Source organism: Lysobacter enzymogenes (assembly GCF_900106525.1).
GTDB classification, from domain to species: domain Bacteria; phylum Pseudomonadota; class Gammaproteobacteria; order Xanthomonadales; family Xanthomonadaceae; genus Lysobacter; species Lysobacter enzymogenes.
In genome coordinates this window covers 332,751-356,915 of record NZ_FNOG01000007.1, presented here as the reverse complement: position 1 = coordinate 356,915, position 24,165 = coordinate 332,751, and the positions used below count along the sequence as shown (strand labels likewise).

Genomic DNA, 24,165 nt, shown 5'->3' with positions numbered 1-24,165 from the left:
CCTGGCCGCGAGCCGCCGCGGCGCCGCAGGGAGGCGGCGCCCGGTTCCGGCGCGCAACGATGAAGCGCTATCGAATTCTCTTCGGCGCCACCGGCTTCGCTGCCGGGCTGGCGCTGTGCCTGTATTCCTTCGCCGCGTCCGCACAGGACCGCGACGACACCCGCCTGCGCCTGGACCACGGCTTGGAGCAGCGCCAGAGCGAGCGCGAGCGCACCTTGCTGGAATCCGAAGGCGCTGCGGGCGACGGCGCCGAGCGCTCCGCCGATGCCGATCCGCGCGACCCCGATGCGCTGGCCGCGGCGCTCTACCAGGCCGTCGGCGCGCGCCAGTGGCCGCGCGCGCGGCGCCTGCAGCAGGGCTATCGCGCGCTGCCGCAACGCGACCGCATGCTCGAACTGTATGCGCAAGGCGCGCTGGCCCGCGCCGACGGCGACCTCGCCGGCGCCGAGCGCGACTACCGCGCGCTGCTGGAATTGCAGGCCGACTTCCTGCCCGCGCGGCTGGAGCTGGCGCGGGTGCTGTTCGAGAACCAGCTCGACCGCGAAGCCGAGCAGCGTTTCCAGGCCATCGCCGATTCGCTCGACGCCGGCGACGCCAAGACCGCCGGCGTGCGCCGCACCGTCGACACTTTCCTGCGCGCGCTGCGCAACCGTCGCGGCTGGCACGGCAGCTTCGCGCTGGGGCCGAGCTGGAACGACAACATCAACCAGTCCTCGGCTAGCCGTACCTGCCTGCTGGCGGCGCCGGACGGCCAGTGCGCGATCGAGCGCAGCCTGCCCCCAGCGATCGCCGGCGCGGGGCTGGACTACGACGCCAGCCTGAGCAAGCGCCAGCCGCTGCGCGGCCACCACGGCCTGTACCTGCGCTCGCTGTTGTACGGCTATTCGTATCGCGGCAACCGCCAGTACAACGAAACCACCTGGACCGGCAGCGCCGGCTATTCCTACGCCGCCGCGCGCCACGCCTTCACCGCGGCGCCGCAGTTCGAGTACGCCGCGTTCGGCAACCGCAGCCTGTATGGCGCCTGGGGCGCGCGCGCCGACTGGACCTGGACGATCTCGCCGCGCTGGCTGTTCAAGCTGGAAGGCGACTACAAGCGCATGCGTTACCGCCGCGCCGACCTGGCCGGCTACGACGGCCCGACCGGCGCGGTCTACGCCACGCTGTGGCGCGCGCTGCCGCAGCAATGGATGCTGTTCGGCGGCATCGACCTCGCCCGCCGCGACACCCGCCGCGCCACCGAAGCCTATCTGCAGCGCGGCGTGCGCCTGGGCCTGTCCAAGCAGTTCGACGCCGGCGTGTCGCTGCTGTTGTTCGCGTCGTTGCGCAAGCGCGGCCACGACGAGTGGAACGAGACCTTCCAGGCGCGCCGCCGCGACGACGAGTTCAACGCCACCGCGATCGTGCGCGCGCCGCGCTGGGCCGTCGCCGGCTTCGTGCCCAGCCTGACCTTCAAGCACAACCGCATCGCCAGCTCGATCGACTGGCTGTATTCCTACGATCGCGACATCGTCAGCCTCAAGCTGGAGCGCGCGTTTTGAGCGCGAACGCGCTCACGCTGGAGGCGACGCCGCGTTCGGCGCGCGCCTGCTCGCGCCGCCTGCGTAGCGCGCGCGAGCCGGCGCGGCCGATGCGCGCGACGCGCGAGCGCGAGGCCGGTTGGATCGGCATGGCCGTCACCGCGGCCGTGCATGCGGCGCTGCTGGCGTGGTTGCTCGGCCTGCGCACGCCGGCGCCGCCAGCAGCGCCGACGCCGCCGGCCGCGGCGGTGGTGCTGGAACTGTCGCTGTTGCCGAAGGCGCCGCCGACGCCGGCGCGCGATCTGCCGCCGGGCCCGCCGCAGGCCGAACGCGAGGCCAGCCGCGCGCGCGACGCGCGCCCCGCCGCGCAGCCCACTTCGCTGCCGCCGCGGCCGCAGGGCGAGATCGCCAGCGCGCCCGCAGCCGCGCCGCATTCCGCTCCCACGCCGGCGCCCGTGCGCGACAGCGCGCCGCGCGAACCGGCCGCGCCGGCGCAAGACCGCAGCGCCGCCAGCGCCGCCGCACCGCCCGACGTAGCCGCCGCACCCGCGCCGCGTTACGCCGCCGCGCGCGATGCGGCCGGCGCCGGCCGCGAGATTCCGCGGCAATGGCAGCAATTGCTGCTCGGCCATCTGGAACGCTTCAAGCGCTATCCGCGCCAGGCCCGGCGCCAGCATCAGGAAGGCGTCGCGCAAGTGCGGCTCAGCGTCGCCGGCGACGGCCGCGTGCTCGCGGCGCGAATCGAAACCTCCAGCGGCCACCCGCTGCTCGACGCCGAAGCGCTGGCCGTGGCCGAGCGCGCCAGCCCGGTGCCGGCGCCGCCGCCGGAGCTGGGCGAGCCGGCGCAGGTGATCGTGCCGATGGAGTTCTACATCGCGCTTTGAGCGTCGCGCGCTGAGCGCGGCGCGTGACTTCCGGGCCTGCGCGGTTCGGCGCAGCGCGGTCATCATCTCGGTCTTCCGGCTGTGCGAGACCGCTTATGAACTTCAGGATCGCCGTTGCGGCGTGGTGTTGCGCGGCGTCGCTGGCAGTCGCGGCGTTGCCCGCGGCCGCGCAGGCGCACTCGCTCGAATCGGCGGACGTGACGCGCTTTTGGACCGCCTTCGACGCGATCCGCGCCAGCGCCGACCCGGCCGAAAAACGCCGCGCGCTGCTGCGCGAATACATCGAGCCCGGCACCCCGGGCCTGCAGGCGTTCATGCAGGCCAGGGGCTATACGCCGGAGTGCTATCTCGACGCGATCGAACGCTATCCCAAGTTCTGGGCCTCGGTGCGCGCCGGCACCCTGGCGCTGGCGGACAAGACCGCCGACGCGCCGCAGCGCATCGCCGCCTTGCGCAAGCTGTATCCGCCGCTGCGGCCGGCGACGGTGTATTTCGCCATCGGCTGCCTCAACTCCAGCGGCACAACCCTGGGCGACAAGGTGCTGATCGGCGCGGAACTGGCCGGCGGCGGCCCGGACACCGACGTGTCGGAGATGCCGGAATCGCGCCAGCGCAACCTGCGCAACTACTTCGCCACCCGCCCCGCCGACGGGCTGCCGCTGCTGCTGGTGCACGAGTACGTGCACACCCAGCAGAAGGGCCCCGGCCCGACCCTGCTGGCGCAGGCGATCTACGAAGGCGCCGCCGACTTCGTCGCCGAACGCGCCACCGGCAAGCTGCCGCCGCTGGACTACGTGCGTTACGGCCGGCAGAACGAAGCCCGGCTCAAGCGCGACTTCCGCGCCGAAATGCACGAGACCTCCTACGCCAAATGGCTCTACAACGCACCCGACCCACGCTACGGCGTGCGCGACCTGGGCTATTACATGGGCTATGCGATCGTGCGCGACTACTACGCCCGAGCCCGCGACCACAAACGCGCGCTGCGCGAGATCGTCGAACTGGATTGCACCGATCAGGCCGCGGTGGAGGCGTTCGTGCAGCGCTCGGGCTTCTATGCCGACGACGCGGCTACGCGCTGAGCCGGCGTAGCACGCGATGGCGCGCGGACCTCACGCCACCGCGTTGACCTTCGCCTCCGCGTAGCGATACGACAGCAGCATGCGGATCAGCGTCTCCACCTGGGCCGCGTCGCGCGCGTCCAGCCGCGCCATCGGCAGGCGGTGGCCGCGGCGGCCGAGCGCGTCGCGGAATTCCAGCAGGGCGAAATCGTCGCTGAGGTCGGCGCGGGTGACGCCGACCGCGAACGCTGCGTCCGGGGCGATGCGGGCGAACTCGCGCAGCATCGCGTCGGCCTGGTTGACCATGTCGGGGCCGTCGGCGGCGACCAGCACCACGATGCCGACCGCGCCTTCGCACACCAGCGGCCACATGAAGTCCAGATAGCGCTGGCCGGGCACGCCGTAGACGTGCAGCAGTTCGCCGTCGTCGAGTTCGATGGTGCTGTAGTCCATCGCCACCGTGGTGTGGGTCTTCTCGCCCAGCGTGGCGTGGCTGATCGGCATTTCGGTGCTGATCGGCTCGCGGTCGGAAATCGCGCGGATGGCGGTGGTCTTGCCGGCGCCCATGTCGCCGACGAAGGCCAGCTTGATCAATTCGCTCATTGCCCGCGTCCCAGGTTCAGGCCGAAACGGCGCGCCAGCCGGCTCAGCAGGCCGGGCGCGCGCGCGTCGGGCGCGCGCCGCGGCGGCGACGGCGCGGCCGCGGCTTCGCCGTCGGCCAGGCCGCTGGCCAGCACCGCGGCGTACATGCGTTCGAGTTCCAGCGACGGCGTCGCCGTCGCCTGGGCCAGCTGCGGCAGCGCCCAGGCGCGTTCGAGCAGGCAGCTCAGCGGCAGCAGCCAGTGCACCGGCAACTGGTTGGCCGACAGCAGCGGCCAGGCGCGCAGGCGCAGTGCGCGTTCGGGCGCGACGTCGGCGATCGGCGCCTCGTGCGCCAGCGCGATGTCCCACAGCACCGATTCCAGCGGATAGCTCGCGGTCACGTCCTGGGCGAATTCTTCGGCGTAGCGGCGCGGCGACAACGGCGTGACGAACCAGTTCGGCGCCAACGCCTCGCCGATCAGCGCCGGATACGGCATGCGCCGCAGCATGTGCACGCGCGCATCGCTCAGGTCGATCACCAGCCGGAACAGGCCGCGTTCGAGCAGGCAGGCGCCGCTTTCGGACGCCGCCAGCAGTTGGCGCAGGAACGGCGCCGCGGCGGGTTCGAGCAGGTCGGCGGCGGGCGCGGGTTCGTGCGCGTCCAGGCGTTCGCGCAGGCAGGCCGACAACTCGCCGGGTTCGGCGTAGAGGTCGAGCGAGCGCACGCTGTCGGGATCCCACGGCAGCCGGCCGATGCGCACCACCGGGATGCCGCTGCGCAAGGCGGTGTCCACCGCCATGCGGCTGGCGCTGGTCTCGGTGCCGACCACCAGCACCTGCGCCGGACGCCCGTCCCAGCGACGCAGTTCCACGTCGATGCGTTCGCCGGCGAGCAGCTCGCGCGCGGCGTGCAGCCGCGCGTCGCGGGATTTGTCGAGGTCGACGCTGGCGACCACGTAGCGCTGCTTGGATGCCACCCATGCCTCCTGGCCAGGGCGCGGCCTTGCGGCCGCGCATTGCCGGCTCATCGACGACCGCCGCGGCGGCGGTGCGCGCGCGATGCGGTCATCGCTGCGCTGCCTTACTTGAAGTCCAGGGTCTTCTCGAACGACTTGAGCTCGTGGCGGGCCATCGCCAGATTCGCGCGCGAACGGTCCAGGGCCACGTACAGGAACAGCGTCGGGTTGCTGTCGAGCGGGCGGATCAGGTGGTACTGCTTGCCCAGGCTGATCAGGATGTCTTCGATGGTGTCGTTGAGGCCGAGCTGCTGGGCGACGCGGCGCTTGGCCCGGATCACTTCGGAGTTGCCGGCCGCGGCCGTTTCCAGGTCGAGTCCGCCGCCGCCGATGGTGGCCAGCGACATGCCGCTGTCGCTGTCGACCAGCGCGGCGCCGACGAAGCCGGCCAGGTTGTTCAGTTCGTCCAGTTGCAACTTCGACATCTCGAGCTCCTTTGCGTGAGTGGGTGCATCTGCGGTAAGGCGACAGCGGTAAGGCTCAGCGCGGGCAAGCGGCAAGGCCGCAGCCGCGCGCGGCCCGTCGCCGCGCAGGCGGCGCGCGGGCGCAAGACGGGTCAGGGTTGGACGGTCGCAGGCGGCGCCGGCGCGGCGAGCGCGGCGCCCAGGCGCGCGGCGCATTCGCGCGCGCCCACCAGCAATGCGGCCAGCAAGGTGTCGGGGCCGGCCATCGCCAGCAGGGTCAGCGGTTTGCCGGCGTGGACGCGGAACAGCACCAGGTTGCCGCGCGCAGTGCAGACGGTGGCGTAGTCGGCCTGGCTGAGTTCCATTTCGCCGGCCAGGGTTTCGCCGAGGGTTAGGAAGGAATTGGCCATCGCCGCGATCCGGCGGGCGTCGATGCCGCCGTCGATGCGTTCGGCCAGGGCGCGGCCGTCGGCGGTGGAGACGCACAGGGCGCGCAGGCCGGGGACCCGTTGCCAGCAACGCTGCAGTTCCGCGTCCAACAGCGCCGTCGCGGCGCCTTCGCCGTGCGGGGCCGGCTCCAGTCGCCCCAACAACATGTCGATCGTCGTTCGCTGCATGCGAGTTCCGCTCCTGTGCCCGGCCGGCGGCCCTAAACGTCGTTAGGCGGCGGACCCGGTCAAATATTTGAACTTAGTCACACTATATCCGTTTTTTTGTGTGATGTTTGTTGCAGTTTTTACAGTTCTGGTTTCCACGGATGGCCACGCGGACGCCGCGCGCGGTGGCCGCACGGGGCATGGATGCGATCAGGCAAGGCCGCGCCGGCCGGCGCGGGACGCCGGGCGCAAGGCCGCAACGAGGGCGCGCAGCAGCGGCCGCGCTAGAAGTCGCAGGCCTCCCAGCCCGGCGCGGTGCCGTCGGTGGAGCGGCCGCGGAAGCCGGCATCGAGGGTGTTCTGCGCCCAGGCGTCGGCCTGCGCGCGCTGGGCCGGGGCCAGGCCGGCGGCGACCGCGGCCAGTTGCCGGTCCAGCTCCGCGGCGCGGTGCGCTTCGGCGCCGAGCCGGTAAAGCTTGAGATAGCGGTAGTGCTGCAGTGGGTCGGCGCCGAGCAATCCGCCCAGCAGGCTGGTCGAACCCGGCTCGTAGGCGCGCTGCAGCAGATCGACCACGCGCCAGTCGCCGGCGGCGAGCCCGGTCTCGACCAGCCGCGCCGCGCTCGCGCGGTAGCTGCGCAGCGCCTCGGGCTGGCGGATCAGGCTGCGCGGGTCGTACAGCGGGCCGCGTTCGAGGTAGCAGGCGCGCGCCTGTTCGTCGCCGAGCCGGGCGGCCTGGGCGATGTTGGCGGTCAGGCTGGCGAGCATGCGCTCGTCGACGCCGGCGCAGGCGGCGCGTTCTTCGCGCTCGCGCTGCTGGCGCAGTTCCATCGCCTCCAGCAGGGTTTGATAGGTGCGCAGCTGCGCCGCGGTCATGCCTTCGGTGGAGCGGCTGGTCAGCGCCTCGGTGGCGCCGGCGTTGCGCCATTGCGCGCCGCGCAGGCGGTTGCACCGGTCCAGGTCGCGCACCAGCCGGGTCGCGGCGGCGGCATCGCCGGCGTTGGCTCGCGCCTGCAACTGGGCGAAGTGGTCCTTCAGCGGCGCGTTCGGCGCGGGCAGGATGCCGCCCTTGATCGGCGTCGGCCAGGTCTCGGCGGCGGGCTCGGCGGCCGCGGCGGCTTCGGCGGCGACGCGCACGTGCGAATCCGGACGCACGGCGCCGGCGCGGCCGGCGAAGTAGGCGCCGACGATCGCCGCCAGCGCCGCAACCGCGGCCGCCGTCAGCAGCAGGCGGCGCGGGCCGCGCGCGGGAGCGGATGCGTTCATTCGGATGTGTTCATTCGTACGGGAACACGCACGGATCCCACAGCGGGCCGTCGGCGTCGATGGCGCGGCCGTGGAAGTTCTGGTTGAAGGTCCGCGTCGCCCACGCCTCGGCGTCGGCGAGCTGGGTCGGGCTGAGTTTGGCCGCGGCCATCGCCAGGTCCTCGTCGGTAACGCCCGGCTGCGGCGGCGCGCCGAGCCGGAACAGCTTGAGGTAACGGTAGCGTTGCGCGGCATCCCTGCCAACGGCGGCGGCCAGCAGCGTGTCGGCGCCGGGTTCGAGCGCGCCGCGCAGTTGCTCAAGCACGCGCCAGTCGCCGTCGGCGATGCCGCGTTCGACCAGCGCGCGCGCGGTGCCGCGGTAAGCGCTGATGCGTTCGGGATGGTCGAGCAGCGCGGCCGCGTCGAAGCCGGGGCCGCGCGCCAGATAGCAGGCGCGCGCATACGGTTCGCCCAGCAGCGCAGCTTTTTGCAGGTTCGCGGCGAGCGAACCGAGCATGGCGTCATCGACGCCTTGGCATTGCGCGCGCAGCGCATCGAGCGTGCGTTCGTTGGCCTCGGCCGCTTCCAGCCCGGCGCGCAGGGTTTCGCGCTGGCGCGGGTCGGTGGCGTTGGCGCGCGCGGCCAGCAGTTCGTCGGAATAGCGGCGCACATCGCGCTCGCGGCGGGCGAAGCCGCGGCATTGGTTGAGGTCGCGATAGAGCCGGGTCGCGGCGGCGAGGTCGCCGGCGTCGGCGCGCGCCTGCAGGGTCGGGAACGCACGCCGCAGCGGCGTGCCCGCCGGCGGCGCGGCGCCGGCTGCGGCGAGCGCGGCCGGCGCAAGGGTGGCGGCCGCCGCCTGTCCTTCGGCGGCGACCGGACCCTGCGCATCCTCATGGGCTGCCGTTCGTCCCTGATGGCGGCCCATGAGGTACACGGCGACGAGCGCGGCCAAAGCGAGGGCAATGGCCGCCGCGGTCCGGACGCGTTTGAGCGGGACGGATTCGGCGCCGGTCATGCGTCCGGCCCCTCATCCGCAACGCGCACGGTTCGCTGAGTCGTCGCCAATGGTCCTTACTGCTCGCTGTCCAGTACGTATTGCGCGGCCGCGATCGAGGACTTGCCGCTCATGATCGCGGTGTTGGTGCCGGCGGCCGCCGGCAGGCCGACCTTGAGGTTGACCGCGCCGGAGACCAGCGCGTCGAGCAACGGGGTCAGGATCGGCAGCCCCAGCGCGATATTGCCGCAGCCGGCGGCCTTGGGCACGGCGAAGGAGTTGTCGACCAGGGTGTTGCCGTCCACTTGCAGGTAGCCGATGAAGTTCGGCTCGTCGGTCCAGACCGTGTACACCGTGCCCGTGCTGCCGGAGATCGGCAGGTTCGGCGGCGGCGGTGCGGTGGTGCCGGTCTGCAGCTTGAGCACGATCGGATCCTGCGCCGAACCGATGTAGCAGCTGCCGCCCAGGAACGGATTCTGCAGGTGCACGCGCACCGCCAGACGGGCCACGGTCGGGTCGCTGCCGTCGGTGGGCGGGAACAGCGCGTTGCCGAAGTTGGTCTGCACCGCCTGTACCGGTTCGATCGTCGCGCTGACGTCGTTGACCGCGCCGACGATGGCCCAGAACGCGGTCCACAGCGGGCCGGGCCAGTTCGGCGCCGGATTGACGATGCCCAGCAGCCCGCCGGGCACCTTGGCCGGAGGCGCCTGCAGGGTCGGCGCGCCGACCGCGGCGTAGAACGGCGACGGACCGATGTTCTCGATGCCGCCCTGCATGACGATGGGCTTGTCGATCGGCATCGTGGTGCTGCCGATCTTGAGCGTGCCGGACGTGGTGGTGTTGACCACGCAGCTGCCGACCGAGGGGTTGGTATACGGACAGAACTTGAACATCGCATACGGGCCCGACGGCGTGCCGGCATGGGCGGCCGACGCGCTGGCGAGCGTCAGCGCCGCCGTCAGCGCGACGGTGCGGAGCGAGGTCTTGCGCATTGTGGAATCCTCCTGAAATTTGGGGTGCGGTCCTCGCGGGGCGCCGCGGTTTGCCGCAAGAGCCGCGGACAAAAAGGGGAGGAAAGCCTCCTCCCCTTCGCCGAAGTCCATCTCGGCCAGCGCCGCCTGCGGCGTTGTCGATTAGGCCGCGGCCAGCACGCGCCACGCATGAAGCGCGGCGGGCCGGCGGCCGACGCCGCAGGCGAACGTGTCGATTGTCTCGATCAGGGAACCACGCGCACCGGCGAAGTAGCGGTCAGCGCGAAGGTGTTCTGCGTCTGCACCGAGCACGGGCCCAGCGGTCCCTTGAACACGAACTTGTTCGCGGTGTTCGAATCGAGCACGCCGTTGATGGTGCCGGTGGTGGTGGTGCTCGGGCAGGTCACGTTGAGCGGCGACGGAATGTAGATGCGGATGCCGCTGATGGCCACGCTCGTCAGCGGCGCGAGCAGGGTCGGCGCACCGGAGAACGGCGGGTTGGGACCGGTGTAGCCGCCCGGGGCGCCCGGAGTCATCGACCAGGGCAGCGCCTGCGCGACGATGCCGTTGCAGGCGGCCGAACCGGTGAATTTGGCGTTGATCACCGTCGCGGCGCCGTTGTTGACGTACAGGTCGAAGGTGGCCGTGCACGGCACCGCGATGCTGAGGTAGCTGGCCGAGGTCGGGCCGGTGAAGCTGACGTAGCCAGTCTTCACCCAGACGCCGGCCGCGCTGTCGTACAGCTCGAACGACTGTGCGGAGGCGGAACTGGCGCCGCAGATCGCGGCGGCCGAAACCAGGGCGAGAAGCGAGTACTTGAGCTTGGACATTGCGTTGTCTCCTGTGAGGCGTCGAGGTGTGCGGGCGTGCGGGCCCGCGCGGACTGTCACGGATGAAGCGGCGCCGTGGCTGCGCTGCCTGGGAGCTGCGAATGCCTGTTGCAGCGTTCAGGCGACTGCGTGCCGCCGCCCGCGAGGGCGGCGGCCTTGGATCAGAAAAAGCCCTTGCTCACCGTCAAGCCGATGATTCGCGGGTCTTGCAGGAATACATTGCTGGTCAGGCCGGTGTCGTCGCTGTTGAGGAAGGTGCCGGTGATGGCCTTGCCGCCCAGAGCGTTCTTGACGTACAGCTGCACCGCCAGATCGCTCTCGATGTCGCGCCAGGTCAGCGAGACGTTGACGTTGCCCCAATCGTGCAGGCGGTCGATCTTGTCCTGATAGACCCGCGCCCAGCTCGCACCCTGGTAGTACAGGTCCGCGCGCAGGGTGAAGTCGCCGCGGCCGGTCATGAAGGTGTACTGCGGGCTGAGGCTGACGGTGATGTGCGGCGCGTTGGGCAGTTCGTTGCCGCCGATGTTCTTGGCGAAACCGGCGCCGCCGTTGGGGCCGTCCTTGGCCGGATCGTAGGTGAAGCCATACACGCCTGCGTAGGGACCGCCCGCGGCGAAGCCGCCCTGGTTCAACGGCAGGTTGGTCGAGCAGAAGCTGTTGAGGATGTTGCCGGCCGAGCCGCTGGGATCGTACTGGTAGGTCTGCTTGAGCACCGCCTCGACGTATTCGCGCGGCGCGATGCAGTTGGACGCCAGCTGCAACCACGGCTTGATCACTACCCAGTCCGGATTGCCGGCGGTGCGGTCCATCGCATCGATGGAATACTGGTTGGAGCCGATGCGGGTGCGCAGCAGGCCGACGTTGCCGCTGAGCTGGAACGCATCGGTCGGCCGCCATACCGCTTCGAGTTCGGCGCCCCAGGTCTTGGCGTCGAAGTTCTCGTTGAGGGTGGCGCGGTCCTGGATCTGCGAGACCTGGTAGTCCTTGTAGTCGTTGTAGAACAGCGTGCCGTTGAGGATGAACTTGCCGCCGGCCATGACGTTCTTCATACCGACTTCGAACGCGTTGACGTACTCGGGCTTGAACTCGGGATCGCGCTGTTCGAAGCTCAGCGCGGCGGGATTGGCACCGATTCCCGGCGAGTTGGTGCCGCCGGCCTTATAGCCGCGCGAAGCCGAGGCGTAGAACATGGTGCTGTCGGTCCACGACAGGTCCGGCGACCAGTCCAGCACCAGGCGTCCGGTCGGCTCCTTCCAGGTCTGGCTGATCTTGGGCAATGCCGGATAACCATAGCCGACGTAGCCACCCCAGAAGTACGGCACGCCGGCGGTTCCCGTGGAGTCGCCGAGCAGGGTCTGGGTCGGGTACGGCGTGGTGATCTTACGGTCGTGGGTGAAGCGCACGCCCGCGGTCAGGCGCACCGTGTCGCTGAGCTTCCAGTAACCTTCGCCGAAGATCGCCGCCGACTTGGTCTCGGCCAGATTGCGGCTGCGGAAGTAGTTGTGGCCCTGGCCGTCGATCGAGCCGATCGGGTTCGGATCGATATAGACGCACGGCAGGACCTGCCCGCTGCTGGGATCCACGCGGGTGGCGCTGCCGGCGGGGCACTTGCCCGGCGCGTTGCCCGGGCCGACGCCGTTGAAGAACAGGTCGGCCAGCGCGGTGAAGGCGTTGCTGAAGACGTAGTAGCTCTCGTCGACCTTATATTCCAGGTAATTGGCGCCGACGCTGAAGTTGAACGGACCGTCGAAGCTGGATTGCAGGCGGAATTCCTGAGACCACTGGCGGCTTTTGGAATCGACCGCGTCGACGATCAGCAGGCGGTCCGAGCAGCCCAACTGGGGATCGCAATAGACGCCGTTGGGGAACGCGGCATAGGCCGGCTCCACGCCGTTGGGCCCGAACTGGTACAGCTTGTTGGTGTCGGTGAAGATCGGGTTGGACTGGAAGCGGCCGTAGTCCTGGGTCGAGTAGTACTTGTCGGTGGTGTACAGGGTCTGCGAGACCAGGCGCAGGTGGTCGCCGACGTCGGCTTCCAGGTTGAACTGGAAGACGTCGTTCTTGGCCTCGAACCGCGGATCGTAAGTGGTCGCGATCTTGCGCATGTCGTGCGACTGCGACAGCCCCGCATAGGGGTCCAGCCCGCGCTTGATGATGCTCGCCACGTCGATGATGTTGCCGTCGGCGTCGGCGATCAGGCCGGCCGGGCTGCTCTGCGCGCCGAGCACGAACGGGATGCTGGCGCCGTTGGGAACGCCGAACGCGCCGTTGTCGTACAACGAGCCATTGCTGCAGCCCTGGCTCATGTAGTTTCGGTCGATCGAGGACACTGCGGTCGAACCGAGCAGCGACGGGCCCGGATCGTTGTGGCACAGCTGCTTGCCGGTGCGCGCGCGGCGGTCGTCCTCCTGGAAATGCTCCCACACCAGGTTGGCGTTGAAGCGCTCGCTGGGCTTGAACGCGAACGACAGACGTGTGGACAGCAGATCGCGGTTGTTGACGTCGCGGCCGGTCACTTCGTTGTGATCGAAACCGTCGCGCTTGGTGTACTGGCTGGCCAGGCGAAAGGCGAAGGTATCGGTCAGCGGCACGTTGACCACGCCGGTGACGCGGCGAGTATCGTAATTGCCGATCTCGCCCTTGACGTTGGCCTCGTAACCGTCCGGATTGGCCAGGTTGGGAATCATGTTGACCACGCCGGCGGTCGCGTTGCGTCCGTACAGCGTGCCCTGCGGGCCGCGCAGCACTTCCACCCGCTCCACGTCGAGGTATTCCTGCTCGAACAGGCGGTTGCGGATCAGCGGCGAACTGTTGAAGCTCACCGCCACCGCCGGGTCGGTGGTCACCGACAGCGCCTGGGTGCCGATGCCGCGGATCTGGAAGTTGTAGCTGGCGAAGTTGGTCTTGGAGAAGGTGACGTTGGGCGTGGCGGTGACCAGGTCGCCGCCGGTTTCGATCTTGCGGTCGCCCAGGTCCTTGCCGCCGAAGGCGCTGATCGCGATCGGCACCTTCTGGATGTTCTCGACCTTCTTCTGCGCGGTCACCACGATGGTGTCGAGGGTGGTCGCGTTGGGATTCTTAGCGGGGTTTGCGGTCGCTACCGGCGCCTGTTGGTCGTCTTGCGCTTGCGGGGAGGCCGCCGCCGGCTGCGTCTCGGCGACCTCTTGTACGTTTCCCTGATTCTCCTGCGCGGCGGGCGCGGCGCCGCTGGAGCCGGCGGCCGCAGCGGCGGCGCCGGTGTTGCTGATCAAGATCGCGCCGGAGGCGTTGGTGGCGTAGCTCAGGCCGGTGCCGTCGAGCAGTTCTTCCAGCGCCTGGCGGTTGCTCTTCTCGCCGCGCACCGCGCGCGCGGTCTTGCCGGCGGCCAGTTCCGGCGCGTACAGCAATTGCGTCCCGCTCTGGCGCGCGTACTCGGACAGGGCGGTGTCGAGCCGCTGCTGCGGAATATCGAAGCGCGCGTTCGCCGACGAGCGCTCGCCGGCGTAGGCGGCCATGCACGGCAACAGCGCGAGGAACAACACGGCCCGTCGCGATGCGCTCAGCAACGACTGTTTCTGAACTCGCAATTGCATTCGTTCTCCCCTCTTTCGGATGGCCGGCCGCGTGTGCCCGCGGCCTGGTTACCTAGATACAGACGCGCCTGCGCACGAAACCCGAACCTCGCATCGCGATTAATTTCGCCGCGCAACTTGTTGTACTGACGAGTTTTGTTTTGCGCTGCAGCAGTCGCGGCGTGCGCGCTCGTCGCGCGCGCGAACGCGCCGCGCGCGCACAGCGGCGCGCGCAGCACGATCGGCAGGGAAGCGGCCGCGCCGGATGCGCAGCCGCCGGTGTTGCGCGCGGCGCGCGCGGCGGCCGCGCAGGTCAGCCGCGGATCGGTGCGGCCGGCGCGTCGGCGGTGTCGGCCGCGCGCGGCTTGAGCACGATGTCGTCGTTGTCCAGCGTGTCGCGCTCGATCGGGAAGTAATCGGTCAAGGCTTCGACGAAGGTGCCGGTGTCGCCGGTGTTGAACGCGCCGCTGATCTTGAGCGAGGCCAGGTGCGCGTCGGCCAGCACGATCTTGCGCTGCGAATAGCGGTTGATCTCGGCCACCGCGTCGCCCAGGCGTTCGTTCTCGAACACGATCTGGCCGTTGCGCCAGCTCACCACCCGGCGCACATCGGCCGCGCGCACCTGCGGCGCGGCCTTGGCCAGAGCGACGAACTGCTCGCCCGGGCGCAGCTCGGCCAGCGACGCCGCCGCGCCCGCGGCGGGCTTGGCGCTGGCCGCGGCGGCCGCGGCCTTGACGGCGCGGGTCACCGTCACCCGGCCTTCGAGCAAGGTGACTTCGAACGCGCGCGACGACAGATACACATCGAACTCGGTGCCCAGCGCGGTGACCTGGCGGCCGCCGGCGCTGACCACGAACGGCCGGCTGCGGTCCTTGGCCACCTTGAACAGCGCCTGCCCGCGTTCCAGCGTGACCGCGCGCAGACCGTCGCGGTAATGGGTGCTGACCCGGCTGTCGGTGTTGAGGGTGATGCTGGAGCCGTCGGCGAGGACGAAGCTTTCGCGCTGGCCGACGCCGGTCTGGTAGACGTTGCCGGCGAGCGCATCGCGGGCGTCGCCGACCACCTTCCAGGAATTGCCGAGGTTGAGCCCGATCGCGCCGAGCAGGCCGAACACCATCACCGAGGCGGCGACCGCCCAGTTGCGTTGGCGGCCGCGGCGCAGGGCGGCGTCGCGCGCGACCCGCCCCAGGGTTTCGCGGCGCAGGTCCTGCATCTGCGGCTCGCCGGCCAACAGCTCGGCCAGCCGGCGCGCGGCGTCGGCGCGCGCGTACGCCTGCGCGTGCTGCGGCGATTGCGCCTGCCAGGCCTGGAACGCCTCCCGCATCGTCGCGTCGTCGCGCTCGCGCAGGATCTCGCTCCAGCGCGCCGCGTCCTCGTCGATGCTCCGCGATCCGGGTTCCGCCGACCCGTCCCGCACCAGCGCGATTTTGCATTTCATCGGGTGTGACCTCTCCAGCAACTCCGGCCGATGCGCGTGGAACGCGCCGTGCGGCCGATGTTCCGATCCGTGACGGCCCGCTCAGGCCGACCGCGTCCGAACGCACAGGCTGCGCCCGCCCCGAGGGGGCCGGCGCGCCGCTCAGTCCTGCGTTCCCAATCCATCGACGATGCCTCCCAACTGCGCCAGGGCCTTGGCCATGTGCTTCTCGGCCGAACGCACGGAGATGGCCATCATCGCCGCGATTTCCGCATATTTCTTCTTCTCCATCACCCGCAGCACGAACACGTCGCGGGTGCGTTCCGGCAGCCCGCGCAGGACCGCGGCGACCAGTTCGACCTGCTCCTTACCCAGTAAGACGCGCTCGGGCGAAATATCCGTAGCCGGATCGTGCACCTGGGCGTCGAAAGATTCGTGCGCGTCCTGGTTGCGCGCCTTGCGGCGCCGGCCCCAGTCGCGCAGGGTGTTGGCGGCGACCTGGAACACGTACTGCTCGACGTGCTCGATCGGCCCGCCGCGGGCGCGCCGGATCAGGTGCAAGAACACCTCCTGGGTCAGGTCCTCGACTTCTGCCGCGTCCTTGACCCGCTTGGAAAAGAAGCCGCGCAGGGGCAGGCGGTAGCGCAGGGACACGTTGTTCCACTGGGCGGCGCCGTCCTCCCCGTACTCGGCGAGCGATGCGGACTCATGCGGCCATGACGCCGGATCGGTCATTGCTCTTTCCTTCCTAACCAATGGAATGCACCCAATGCCGCGGCCCCGCCCCACGCGGGGGCCGCTTCGGCGGCGCCGACGCCGACGGCCGCGGCGGACGCCCCTGGCGGGGGTCCGGGCCGCAGCCGCGCACGGCGGTTCCGGTAGCGCACTTGCTTCGCCTCGCGGCCGCCGCCCTAGGGCTGCGGCGTCGGGACGCCCCCTGCCCTTGCTTGCTCGGCCGCGCGCATCGTCGTCGCCCGGCCGTTCATGCGCCCACCACCTTTTCCGCCCACAGCGGCAGGATCCCGCGCGGCTTGCGCCCGGCCTCCAGCTCGCCGCGCAAGGCCGCGTCGGCGCCCAGCGCCGCGGCCGGCGCCAGGCCCATCACCTGCTCGACGTGGCGCACCTGGGCCAGATTGTCGAACGGGGTGGTCAACAGCGGTGAGACGAAGGCGACCAGCCGGCCCAGCATCAGCGAGTCGCTGACCGCCTCGCCGACGCAGATCGCCGCGATCAATTGGTCCATGTTTTCGCCGGCCAGCACGCCCGACAGCGCCTTGAGCGCGAAATGCAGGCGGGTGCCCAGCTCGTTGCGCGACTGGTGGGGCAGCGCGCGGGCGAAGGCTTCGAAGAAGCGCTCGTAGATCGGCTGGTAGTGCTCGTACAGGAAGCCGCGCACGAACGGCGACGGGTCGCTGTAGACGCGGCCGAGCAGGCGCATGAAGGAGATGCCGCCGGCGCTGTCGCGGCTGAGCCGCACCGCCGGCACGAACAGGATGCTCAGCACCGTCGGCGCGTCGAGCTGCTGGGCGCCGATGCGCTGCTCGCACAGCGACAGCAGTTGCAGGCGCTCTTCGTTGAGCCGGTCCAGGCGCGAGGACAGCAGCTCCTGCACCAGCGCTTCCTTGCTGCCGAAGTGGTAGTTCACCGCGGCCAGGTTGACCTTGGCCTCGCTGGTGATCTGGCGCAGCAGCATGCCCTCGTAGCCGTGGCGGATGAACAGCGCCTCGGCTGCCTCGAGCAGGCGCCGGCGGGTATCGCTCGAATTGGCGCGGGGACTGTTCACGGCCGGTGTCCTTGCACGGCTCCGCCTGGCGACCCGAGGGTTTGCTCCAACTCGCGGATTGAATAGCGGAATTGAAACGGCCGTTAGACTAAGCAGGCAATTTCGGCGACTGCACGCTGCAGCGCAATATGCGTGCCGGATGAATCCACGGGCGGCACCGCCCCGGCCCGCGCCGCGGACGATAAGGGATTGATTCGGCGGCGGATTCGCGCCGCCGCGAACGCCTGTGCCGAAACGGGCGCCTGGACGGCCGGAGCGGAGTTTGCTGCGGTTCGCCGCGCCGGCGTGACGCAGTTCCGGTTTCGATTCGCGGCGCGATTTGCGTCGCAGCGCGCGGATCGGGACGCCGATCGAGGGCGCTGGTCTACGGCCGCGCTGCGCTTACACCGGCGTCAGCCGCGCCCGTCCGACCCGGCGCCGCTCCAGGCTCAGCGCCTCCAGCTGCCAGCCGCCGCTGCGCACCCGGTCGCCGGCCGCCGGCAGGCGTTCGAGCAGGTGCAGGAACAGCCCGGCCACGCTGACGTAGGACGCCTGCCGCTCCAGCGCGATGCCGGTGGCGCGGAACAGGTCTTCCAGCGAGATCGAGGCGTCGACGATCCAGGCGCCGTCCTCGCCGCGCTCGATGCCGAAGTCGGCGTCGCGGGTGTCGACCAGGTCGCCGGCGATGGCCGCGAGCAGGTCGTTGGCGGTGACCAGGCCTTCCACGCCGCCGTATTCGTTCACCACCACCGCCAGCGCGATCGGGTGCTCGCGGATGCGCTCCAGCGCGTGCAGCGCGGTGCTCGATTCGGGCAAGACCAGCGGTTCGCGCAGATGCTCGGCCAGCGCCAGCGGCTGGCCCGACAACACCGCAGCGAGCAGATCGCGGCTGGCGACCACACCCTGCAGGTCGTCGAGTTCGCCGTCGCCCACCAGCAGGCGCGTATGCGGCGTGGCGATCAGCCGCTGCGCGGCGTGCTGCGGCCCGCGCCGCGCGTCGATCCATTGGATGTCGGCGCGCACCGTCATCACGCTGGCGACCGAGCGCTCGGCCAGGGTCAGCACGCTGCGGATCATGTCGTGCTCGGCCGCTTCCAGCCCCGGCTCGGCCGCGGCCGCACCGGCGCCGGCGCGCTCGTCCTCGCCGAGCGGCCGCGCGCCGAGCAGCCGGGTCACCGCCTCGGCGGTGCGCTGGCGCAGCGGCAGGCGCTGCGCGTGCCGCTCGCGGTTGGCCCGCGACCATTGGTTGAAGCTCTCGATCAGGATCGAGAACGCGATCGCCGCGTACAGATAGCCCTTGGGAATCTTGAAGCCCAGGCCCTCGGCGACCAGGCTGAAGCCGATCATCAGCAAGAAGCCCAGGCACAGCACCACCACGGTCGGGTGGCGGCCGACGAAGCCGGTCAGCGGCTTGCTCGCCACCAGCATCACCGCCATGGCGATGATGACCGCGGCGAACATCACCCCCAGCTCGTCGACCATGCCGACCGCGGTGATCACCGAGTCGAGCGAGAACACCGCATCGAGCACGACGATCTGCAGCACCACCAGCCCGAACGCGGCGTGGACTTTGCCGCTGCCGGTCTCCGCCGGCGGCTCCAGGCGCTCGTGCAGCTCCATCGTCGCCTTGAACAGCAGGAACAGGCCGCCGCCGAGCAGGATCAGGTCGCGGCCGGAGAATTCGTGGCCGAACAGCGAGAACAGCGGCGCGGTCAGGCGCATGATCCATGACAGCGTCGCCAGCAGCGCCAGGCGCATCAGCAGGGCCAGGCTCAGGCCGATCAGGCGCGCCCGATCGCGCTGATGCGGCGGCAGCTTGTCGGCGAGGATGGCGATGAAGACCAGGTTGTCGATGCCGAGGACGATCTCCAGCACCACCAGGGTCGCCAGACCCATCCAGATGGTCGGGTCGGAAAGCCATTCCATAAGAGATACGTGCGCCGCAGCGAAAGGAAGGCCGATTCTGGCACGCGCGCTCGCGACGGCGCGCTCACAGAACTTACAGCGCGTTCATGTGGCGGGCGGCGGCGATGTCGCGTCGGCGTTGTGGAGCAGGCGCTGCGGCGACGGGCGTCGCGGTTCGCCGTGGCACGTACGTGCGGACGGGTTTGCGAAGGGCTGCGAGCTGGTTTCGGACTCGCCGCGGATGACTTTGGACGGGCTTCGAACGCAGGGTGGATCTCAACCGGATCGCGTGAGCGCTGGCGACGCCGGCGGCGCTACGCGGTGCGCGCGGCCTGGGAGTGGACCTGCTGCTGGCTCGGAAGCTCCAGCGCGGCCGCCTTCTGCTCGGCCTGCGCGAGCTGCCGGAACGAAGCCTCGACCGGAACCCGTTCCGCCGCCTCGCTGTTGACCTGGGCGCGCTTGTGCGCCGGATCGGCCAGCGCGCCCTGCACGGCGAACACGTCGATGCCGGCGCCGTCGCTGCGGCCGGCGACGACGTGATCGACCTGATCGATCCCTTTCAGCCGGGCATCGACGAACAACGCCGCCGCGGTGCGTTCGCCGCCTTCGCCGAAGGGCCGCCCCTGTTGCGCGTAGACCCGCTCGACGCCCGCCTGCACGGCGCCATGCATCGAATGGCCGGGGTGATCGGAATGGCGCGGATCGAACGGCCGCGGCTCGCCCGCCGGCAACGCGCCGTGGGCGTCCTTGAACGGGCTCTCCGGCGGTTTTTCCGGGAGCCGGCGGCCGATCTCCTCGGCGATGCCCATCGGGCCGCGCAGGATCGCCCCGCCGAGGGAGGCGCCTTCGCGCATGGCCCACACATCGTCGCGGAACTTTTCGATCATCGAGCCGAAGCGGTGGGCGTTGACGCTGGTTTCGGGATCGCGCAGCACCGATAGGTCCGGATTGACGCCGTCGGTGTCGCGGAAGTTGTGCAGGCTGTGCGAGGTCGCGCCGCGCGCGATGGCGACCGGCAGATTGCCGCGGTCGATCGCGCGTTCGTTGTTGGCGTAGCCGGCGCCCGACAGCGTCGCGATGTCGTGCCGGCTGGCGTACACCTTGACCTCGCCGTAGTGATGGCTGGCGGAGCTGACGAAATCGGCCGCCATGACGTGGTTGACGACGTCGCGGCCGCCTTCGGGGATGCGTTGGTCGAGGCTCGCCGCGCCGTAGGCGTTGAAGGTCTCGCCGTGCAATCCGTACTTGGCCGCGGCGATCTGGGCGAGGCAGCCGCCGAGGGAGTGTCCGGTTACCGTGACCGGTGCATTTTTAGGTCGGGCGAGTTCCATCGCCCGCTCAGTCAATGCCAGGGCGTCCCTGGCCTGTTGGTTTGTTCGCGTGGCGACCATGCCGCCGTCGGCGCGCAGGACGTCGTCGATGAACTCTTCCTTGAACTCGGTTCCACGATGGGCGACGACGAATTCGCCCGTCTTCGTGCTTTGAAACAGCACCCCCTGGTAACCGGACGATTTGTTGTCCACGACTTCGACGACGTTGTACTTGATGCCGCCGATTTCGGCGTTCCAGTCGCCATTTTCGTTCTTGGATGGAGGGTTGTACGCGAATTCGCTGAGCTCTGCGTAGTGCATGCTGCTAATGGCCACTGCCCGACTCCCTGGCTTCCATCGTTATCGTCAAAAACTTCGTGACGTCGCTTCCATAGCGCGTCACCGCCCACTCTTTCTTCAGCGCGTCCTCGGCGATGTCGTAAGCGCGCTCTCGGGGCGCCCCATACGCTTCGCGGCGGGCATACAGAACGAGAGGATCGATCCAGGGAAAATCCGTGCCGCTCATGTAAGCGCTGAACTTCCGCTCCTCCGGCACCCCCGTCGGCCTCAGCGTCAAGTTCACTCCTTCGACTCGCCAATTGCAGACACCCCTGCCGAAGTAGTCCTTGGCCGCCATCGCATCGAGATAGAAATCGAACTGAAACTCCGACTCCGACAACTTCCTGACCTGCAACGACACGCTCGCGCGATCGGGCGTGGGAAACGTCCCCGAAATCGGCTCTGCCGGCGGCATGCATTGCTGCGTGGGACCGATCTTGTACTGCACGCTCGCCGTCGCCACCCGAAACGGCCCCGGCGCGCCATCGACCTTCGCCGTCACCACATACTTCTGCCGCGGGTTCGGATTGCGCTCGTACTTCGGATCCTTCACCGCGTTGGAACACGCGATCAGACCCAACGCCATCGCCGCAGCGACGATTACGCCGCCAAGCAGGTTTCTGGTTTTCATCGCAGCAGTTCCATATCGCACCATCCGGATGTCCCGCCATCGAAGCGATGCGAGCCGGACGCCAGTGTCGCGCCATCGACGCGCACCTGTCGATGCGGAAAATTTCCATCCGCGCCGCGCGCTCCGACAGCGCAATGCGAAACTCTCATTCACGCACGCCCGTTCCATTGCGCACGATCACGGCGATTTTCCGCATGCGGCGAAAAACGGCGGGTCGCGCCGAAAACGTGCCGTACCGATTGCGCAGGGTTTTTCCGACGCCAAAATCGGGCGAATCCGACCGCCCGGCCGCCTATCGGCCCGTGCGGATGCTGTGTCGATTCCGCCGCTCCCGGTTCGTCGCCTAAGCAAGCCCCCACCGAATCGCGCCCATGAACAGCCCTGCGGCCGCCCCCGCTCTCGACCGCAACTGGTCCCTGGTCGCCGCCGGCGCCGTGCTCGGCTGCGTCGCCATCGGCGCGGTGTTCTCGCTGGCGGTGTTGCTGGGGCCGATGGGCGCGGCCACCGGCTGGTCGCGCGCGGGGCTGTCGGCGGCGATGACGCTGGCCTTCCTCAGCATGGGCGTGGCCGGCTTCGGCTGGGGCCTGCTCAGCGACCGGATCGGCCCGCGCGCGGTGGCCCTGGCCGGCGCGCTGCTGCTCGGGCTGGCCTGCGTGCTGGCCAGCCGCGCGGGCAGCCTGCTGCAGTTCCAGCTCGCATACGGGGTGCTGCTCGGCGCGGCCGCGGCGGCGTTCTTCGCGCCGATCATCGCGGCCACGGCCGCGGCGTTCGAACGCCGCCGCAATCTGGCGATCTCGCTGGTCTCCGCCGGGGTCGGGGTCGCGCCGATGACGCTGTCGCCGTTGGTGGCCTGGCTCATCAGCCATTACGACTGGCGCACCACCTTGTTGATCGTCGGCGCGCTGGCCTGGGCGCTGACGCTGCCGGCGGTGTGGTTCGTGCGCGCCGCACCAGCCGCGGCCGCTTCGACGCCCGCACCGGCAACCGTCGCCGACACGGCGCCGGCAAGGATGGCCCAGGCGCTGCGCTCGCGCGCGTTCATCGTGCTGGGGTTAGCGTTCTTCGCCTGCTGCGCCGCGCATTCCGGGCCGATCTTCCACACGGTGAGCTATGCCATCGGCTGCGGCCTGCCGGTGACCGCGGCGGTCACCATCTACAGCATGGAAGGCGCGGCCGGGCTCGGCGGACGCCTGTTGTTCGGCACGCTGGCCGACCGCTTCGGCGCCAAACCCGTGTTGGTCGCCGGCTTGTTCGTGCAGGCGCTGGCGGCGGTGAGCTATCTGGCGGTCAACCAGCTCGACGGTTTCTACGCGGTGGCGATCGTGTTCGGCATGGCCTACGGCGGAACCATGCCGCTGTACGCCTCGCTCGCGCGCGATGCGTTCGACCCGCGCATCCTCGGCGGCGTGCTCGGCGCGGCCAGCCTGCTGTCGAGCCTGGGCATGGCGCTGGGCCCGGTGATCGGCGGCTGGCTGTACGACCGCTACGGCAGCTACACCTGGCTGTATGTCGGCTCGATGATGGCGGGATTGGCGGCGGCGGCGATCGCGCTGGCGTTTCCGCGCGCGCCGCGCGCGGGTGGCGGCGGCTTGCGGCCAGCGTTGCAGGGCTGACGGCCGTCGATCCGCCCCGGCGCCGCGCTGCGGCGCCGGGGCGGCCGGCCACTGCCGGCGGCGCTCAGTTGATGCAGCTGTTGATCGCCGCGTTCAACATCCCGCGATACAACGCATTGCCGTCCAGGTAGGCATACCCCGACGGCAGCGCCACTCGCGGATCGACCGGATTCGATTGGATGGGACGCAGGAACTGGCGCAGCAGATTGCGCAGCGCCGGCGCCTTGTCCGCGTTGCCGGCGTAGTAAGCGTTGAGATAGCTCACCCCGACGATGGGATACGCCGAACTGATCGGCGCGGTCGGCGCAATCAGGCGCATGCAGTTGCGCTGCGCGTTGCTGAGCGTCCCGGGCGCGTCGCCGATCGTACCGTTGTTCAGCACCTTGCCCACCAGCACGTTGGCCGGGGCGATGTTCGGCGTAGCCAGCGTGGCCGGGTCGAAGGAGTTCACTCGCGCGTACATCGCCCCCTGATTCAGGGCTTCGCCGATGCCGGCATAACTCAATGCGCCCGCGGTCTGGCGCACCGTCGCCACCGCGGCGGCTTCGCCCGGCTGCGGCGAAGCCGCTGAGTAGCGCTGCAGCGCATCGCCGACGGCCACGACGAAGTCGGCGCTCTGGCGGAATTGCGCAGCAGGCAGGTCGAAGCGGCCGTTGCAGTTGTTCTGCAGGAACCCGGACAAGGCGAAGCCGGCGCCGCTGCCGGCGCTGGGATACACCACCGTGATCGGCCGCGGCGGCGACAGGTTCAGGCCCAGGCGCGGATCGCTCCAGTCGCGGATGTTCCCGCCGAACACCTGGCAAACGGTCTCGGTGGTGAAGTTCAGCCCGGGCGGCAGGCCGTTGCCGTCGCGGTAGACGATCGCGACGGCCTGGGCCAGCACCGGAATCTGCACCACGGCGCCGCGTTCGGCCTGCAGGTTGAGCAGGAAAGCATCGTAGTCGGCGAGCGAGTAAGGCGCGTCGTTGCCGATGAAATCCGGTCGCGCCGACAACGCGCTGAAACCGGTCGCCGCGTTGGGCGCGCAATCGCCGTCGGCGGCGTACGGGCCCTGGCCGTTGAATACGTGCTTGCCGAATCCGCTGCCTGTGCGGCAATAGGACACCGCATCGGCGGGATAGCGGTTGCGGAAATCGGCGAACACCGGCGTGCGGCCGGGTTGCACGTTGCCCAACTCGGCGATGGAGAAAAACTCGTAGGGCACCACGATGCTGCGGTCGCGCGACAAGCGCGCGACCGGCTGCGTGGCCAGATAGCGGTCGCCGACATAAGCCGCGGCCGGCGAGTCGGCGCCGCCGCCGTACAGGTCGACGGCAACGGCGCGGCCGCTGACGGCGGCCAAAGCGAGAAGGCACAGGGCGAGAGAAATGCGAGGCACGGGACGTCTCCTTGTGATGAGCGGGTCGATCCGATCGAATCAGTGCGTCGATGCGATGCGCGGCGCGCGGCGCCGGCCGTTTCACCCTGACCGCGGCAGATGCCAACGGCGCGACCGCTATGCGTTGTCGCGATGACATCGATGCGTGCCTTGTGCGGCA

20 protein-coding genes are annotated in these 24,165 nt (G+C 69.9%); 4 read left to right on the top strand and 16 right to left on the bottom strand.

Going from position 1 to position 24,165, the window contains the following annotated elements; translation table 11 throughout:
• The first annotated feature begins 59 nt into the window (after positions 1-59).
• The 3 genes from BLU84_RS18840 to BLU84_RS18830 all read left to right on the top strand — a co-directional run bounded on the left by BLU84_RS18840 (position 60) and on the right by BLU84_RS18830 (position 3,486).
• Positions 60-1,541 carry a surface lipoprotein assembly modifier gene (locus BLU84_RS18840; protein ID WP_083382851.1) on the top strand — a complete coding sequence of 494 codons (1,482 nt, stop codon included), beginning with the start codon at positions 60-62 and terminating at the stop codon, positions 1,539-1,541.
• A complete protein-coding gene (locus BLU84_RS18835) occupies positions 1,538-2,404 on the top strand; it encodes an energy transducer TonB family protein (protein WP_083382849.1) in 867 nt (288 codons plus the stop codon). The genes BLU84_RS18840 and BLU84_RS18835 overlap by 4 nt, the downstream gene beginning before the upstream one ends.
• 95 nt (positions 2,405-2,499) lie before the next feature.
• Positions 2,500-3,486 carry a DUF2268 domain-containing putative Zn-dependent protease gene (locus BLU84_RS18830; protein ID WP_074870852.1) on the top strand — a complete coding sequence of 329 codons (987 nt, stop codon included), beginning with the start codon at positions 2,500-2,502 and terminating at the stop codon, positions 3,484-3,486.
• A 30-nt stretch (positions 3,487-3,516) separates the two neighbouring features.
• On the opposite strand, the gene BLU84_RS18825 is transcribed toward BLU84_RS18830, so the two are convergent.
• The 15 genes from BLU84_RS18825 to BLU84_RS18755 form a co-directional block, all read right to left on the bottom strand.
• Positions 3,517-4,068 carry a GTP-binding protein gene (locus BLU84_RS18825; RefSeq protein ID WP_074870851.1) on the bottom strand — a complete coding sequence of 184 codons (552 nt, stop codon included), beginning with the start codon at positions 4,066-4,068 and terminating at the stop codon, positions 3,517-3,519.
• Positions 4,065-5,024, bottom strand: a complete 960-nt coding sequence (locus BLU84_RS18820) for a hypothetical protein (RefSeq protein ID WP_139175116.1) — start codon at positions 5,022-5,024, stop codon at positions 4,065-4,067. The genes BLU84_RS18825 and BLU84_RS18820 overlap by 4 nt, the downstream gene beginning before the upstream one ends.
• 104 nt (positions 5,025-5,128) lie before the next feature.
• The gene (locus tag BLU84_RS18815; RefSeq protein WP_057946159.1) at positions 5,129-5,488 is read right to left on the bottom strand and encodes a roadblock/LC7 domain-containing protein; all 360 of its coding nucleotides are present in this window, start codon (positions 5,486-5,488) and stop codon (positions 5,129-5,131) included.
• Between the two features lie 131 nt (positions 5,489-5,619).
• On the bottom strand, positions 5,620-6,084 hold the full coding sequence (locus tag BLU84_RS18810) for a roadblock/LC7 domain-containing protein (protein ID WP_096381024.1): 465 nt from the start codon (positions 6,082-6,084) through the stop codon (positions 5,620-5,622).
• Between the two features lie 263 nt (positions 6,085-6,347).
• The gene (locus BLU84_RS18805; protein ID WP_074870848.1) at positions 6,348-7,325 is read right to left on the bottom strand and encodes a hypothetical protein; all 978 of its coding nucleotides are present in this window, start codon (positions 7,323-7,325) and stop codon (positions 6,348-6,350) included.
• 10 nt (positions 7,326-7,335) lie between these two features.
• On the bottom strand, positions 7,336-8,229 hold the full coding sequence (locus BLU84_RS18800) for a hypothetical protein (protein ID WP_139175115.1): 894 nt from the start codon (positions 8,227-8,229) through the stop codon (positions 7,336-7,338).
• Between the two features lie 146 nt (positions 8,230-8,375).
• Positions 8,376-9,290 (bottom strand): hypothetical protein, encoded by a 915-nt coding sequence (locus BLU84_RS18795; RefSeq protein ID WP_211664573.1) that lies wholly within the window; start codon positions 9,288-9,290, stop codon positions 8,376-8,378.
• Positions 9,291-9,514: 224 nt separating this feature from the next.
• Positions 9,515-10,099, bottom strand: a complete 585-nt coding sequence (locus tag BLU84_RS18790; RefSeq protein WP_074870846.1) for a hypothetical protein — start codon at positions 10,097-10,099, stop codon at positions 9,515-9,517.
• A gap of 161 nt (positions 10,100-10,260) precedes the next feature.
• The gene (locus BLU84_RS18785; protein ID WP_211664572.1) at positions 10,261-13,620 is read right to left on the bottom strand and encodes a TonB-dependent receptor; all 3,360 of its coding nucleotides are present in this window, start codon (positions 13,618-13,620) and stop codon (positions 10,261-10,263) included.
• Between the two features lie 343 nt (positions 13,621-13,963).
• On the bottom strand, positions 13,964-15,088 hold the full coding sequence (locus tag BLU84_RS18780; RefSeq protein WP_074870845.1) for a FecR family protein: 1,125 nt from the start codon (positions 15,086-15,088) through the stop codon (positions 13,964-13,966).
• Between the two features lie 141 nt (positions 15,089-15,229).
• Positions 15,230-15,802 (bottom strand): RNA polymerase sigma factor, encoded by a 573-nt coding sequence (locus tag BLU84_RS18775; protein ID WP_083382846.1) that lies wholly within the window; start codon positions 15,800-15,802, stop codon positions 15,230-15,232.
• Between the two features lie 247 nt (positions 15,803-16,049).
• Positions 16,050-16,850 (bottom strand): TetR/AcrR family transcriptional regulator, encoded by an 801-nt coding sequence (locus tag BLU84_RS18770; RefSeq protein ID WP_074870844.1) that lies wholly within the window; start codon positions 16,848-16,850, stop codon positions 16,050-16,052.
• Between the two features lie 381 nt (positions 16,851-17,231).
• Positions 17,232-18,755 (bottom strand): TerC family protein, encoded by a 1,524-nt coding sequence (locus tag BLU84_RS18765; protein ID WP_074870843.1) that lies wholly within the window; start codon positions 18,753-18,755, stop codon positions 17,232-17,234.
• 293 nt (positions 18,756-19,048) lie between these two features.
• On the bottom strand, positions 19,049-20,380 hold the full coding sequence (locus BLU84_RS18760; RefSeq protein ID WP_074870842.1) for an XVIPCD domain-containing protein: 1,332 nt from the start codon (positions 20,378-20,380) through the stop codon (positions 19,049-19,051).
• Positions 20,370-21,014: a hypothetical protein gene (locus BLU84_RS18755; protein ID WP_074870841.1), complete on the bottom strand. Its 645-nt coding sequence runs from the start codon at positions 21,012-21,014 to the stop codon at positions 20,370-20,372. The genes BLU84_RS18760 and BLU84_RS18755 overlap by 11 nt, the downstream gene beginning before the upstream one ends.
• A 371-nt stretch (positions 21,015-21,385) precedes the next feature.
• Here BLU84_RS18755 and BLU84_RS18750 point away from each other — a divergent pair, with 371 nt between their 5' ends.
• Complete coding sequence (locus BLU84_RS18750) at positions 21,386-22,627, top strand: MFS transporter (protein WP_074870840.1); 1,242 nt, start codon at positions 21,386-21,388, stop codon at positions 22,625-22,627.
• 64 nt (positions 22,628-22,691) lie between these two features.
• Here the strand turns inward: BLU84_RS18750 and BLU84_RS18745 are convergent, their stop codons facing one another.
• Complete coding sequence (locus BLU84_RS18745; protein WP_170849201.1) at positions 22,692-24,005, bottom strand: PstS family phosphate ABC transporter substrate-binding protein; 1,314 nt, start codon at positions 24,003-24,005, stop codon at positions 22,692-22,694.
• Positions 24,006-24,165: the final 160 nt, after the last annotated feature.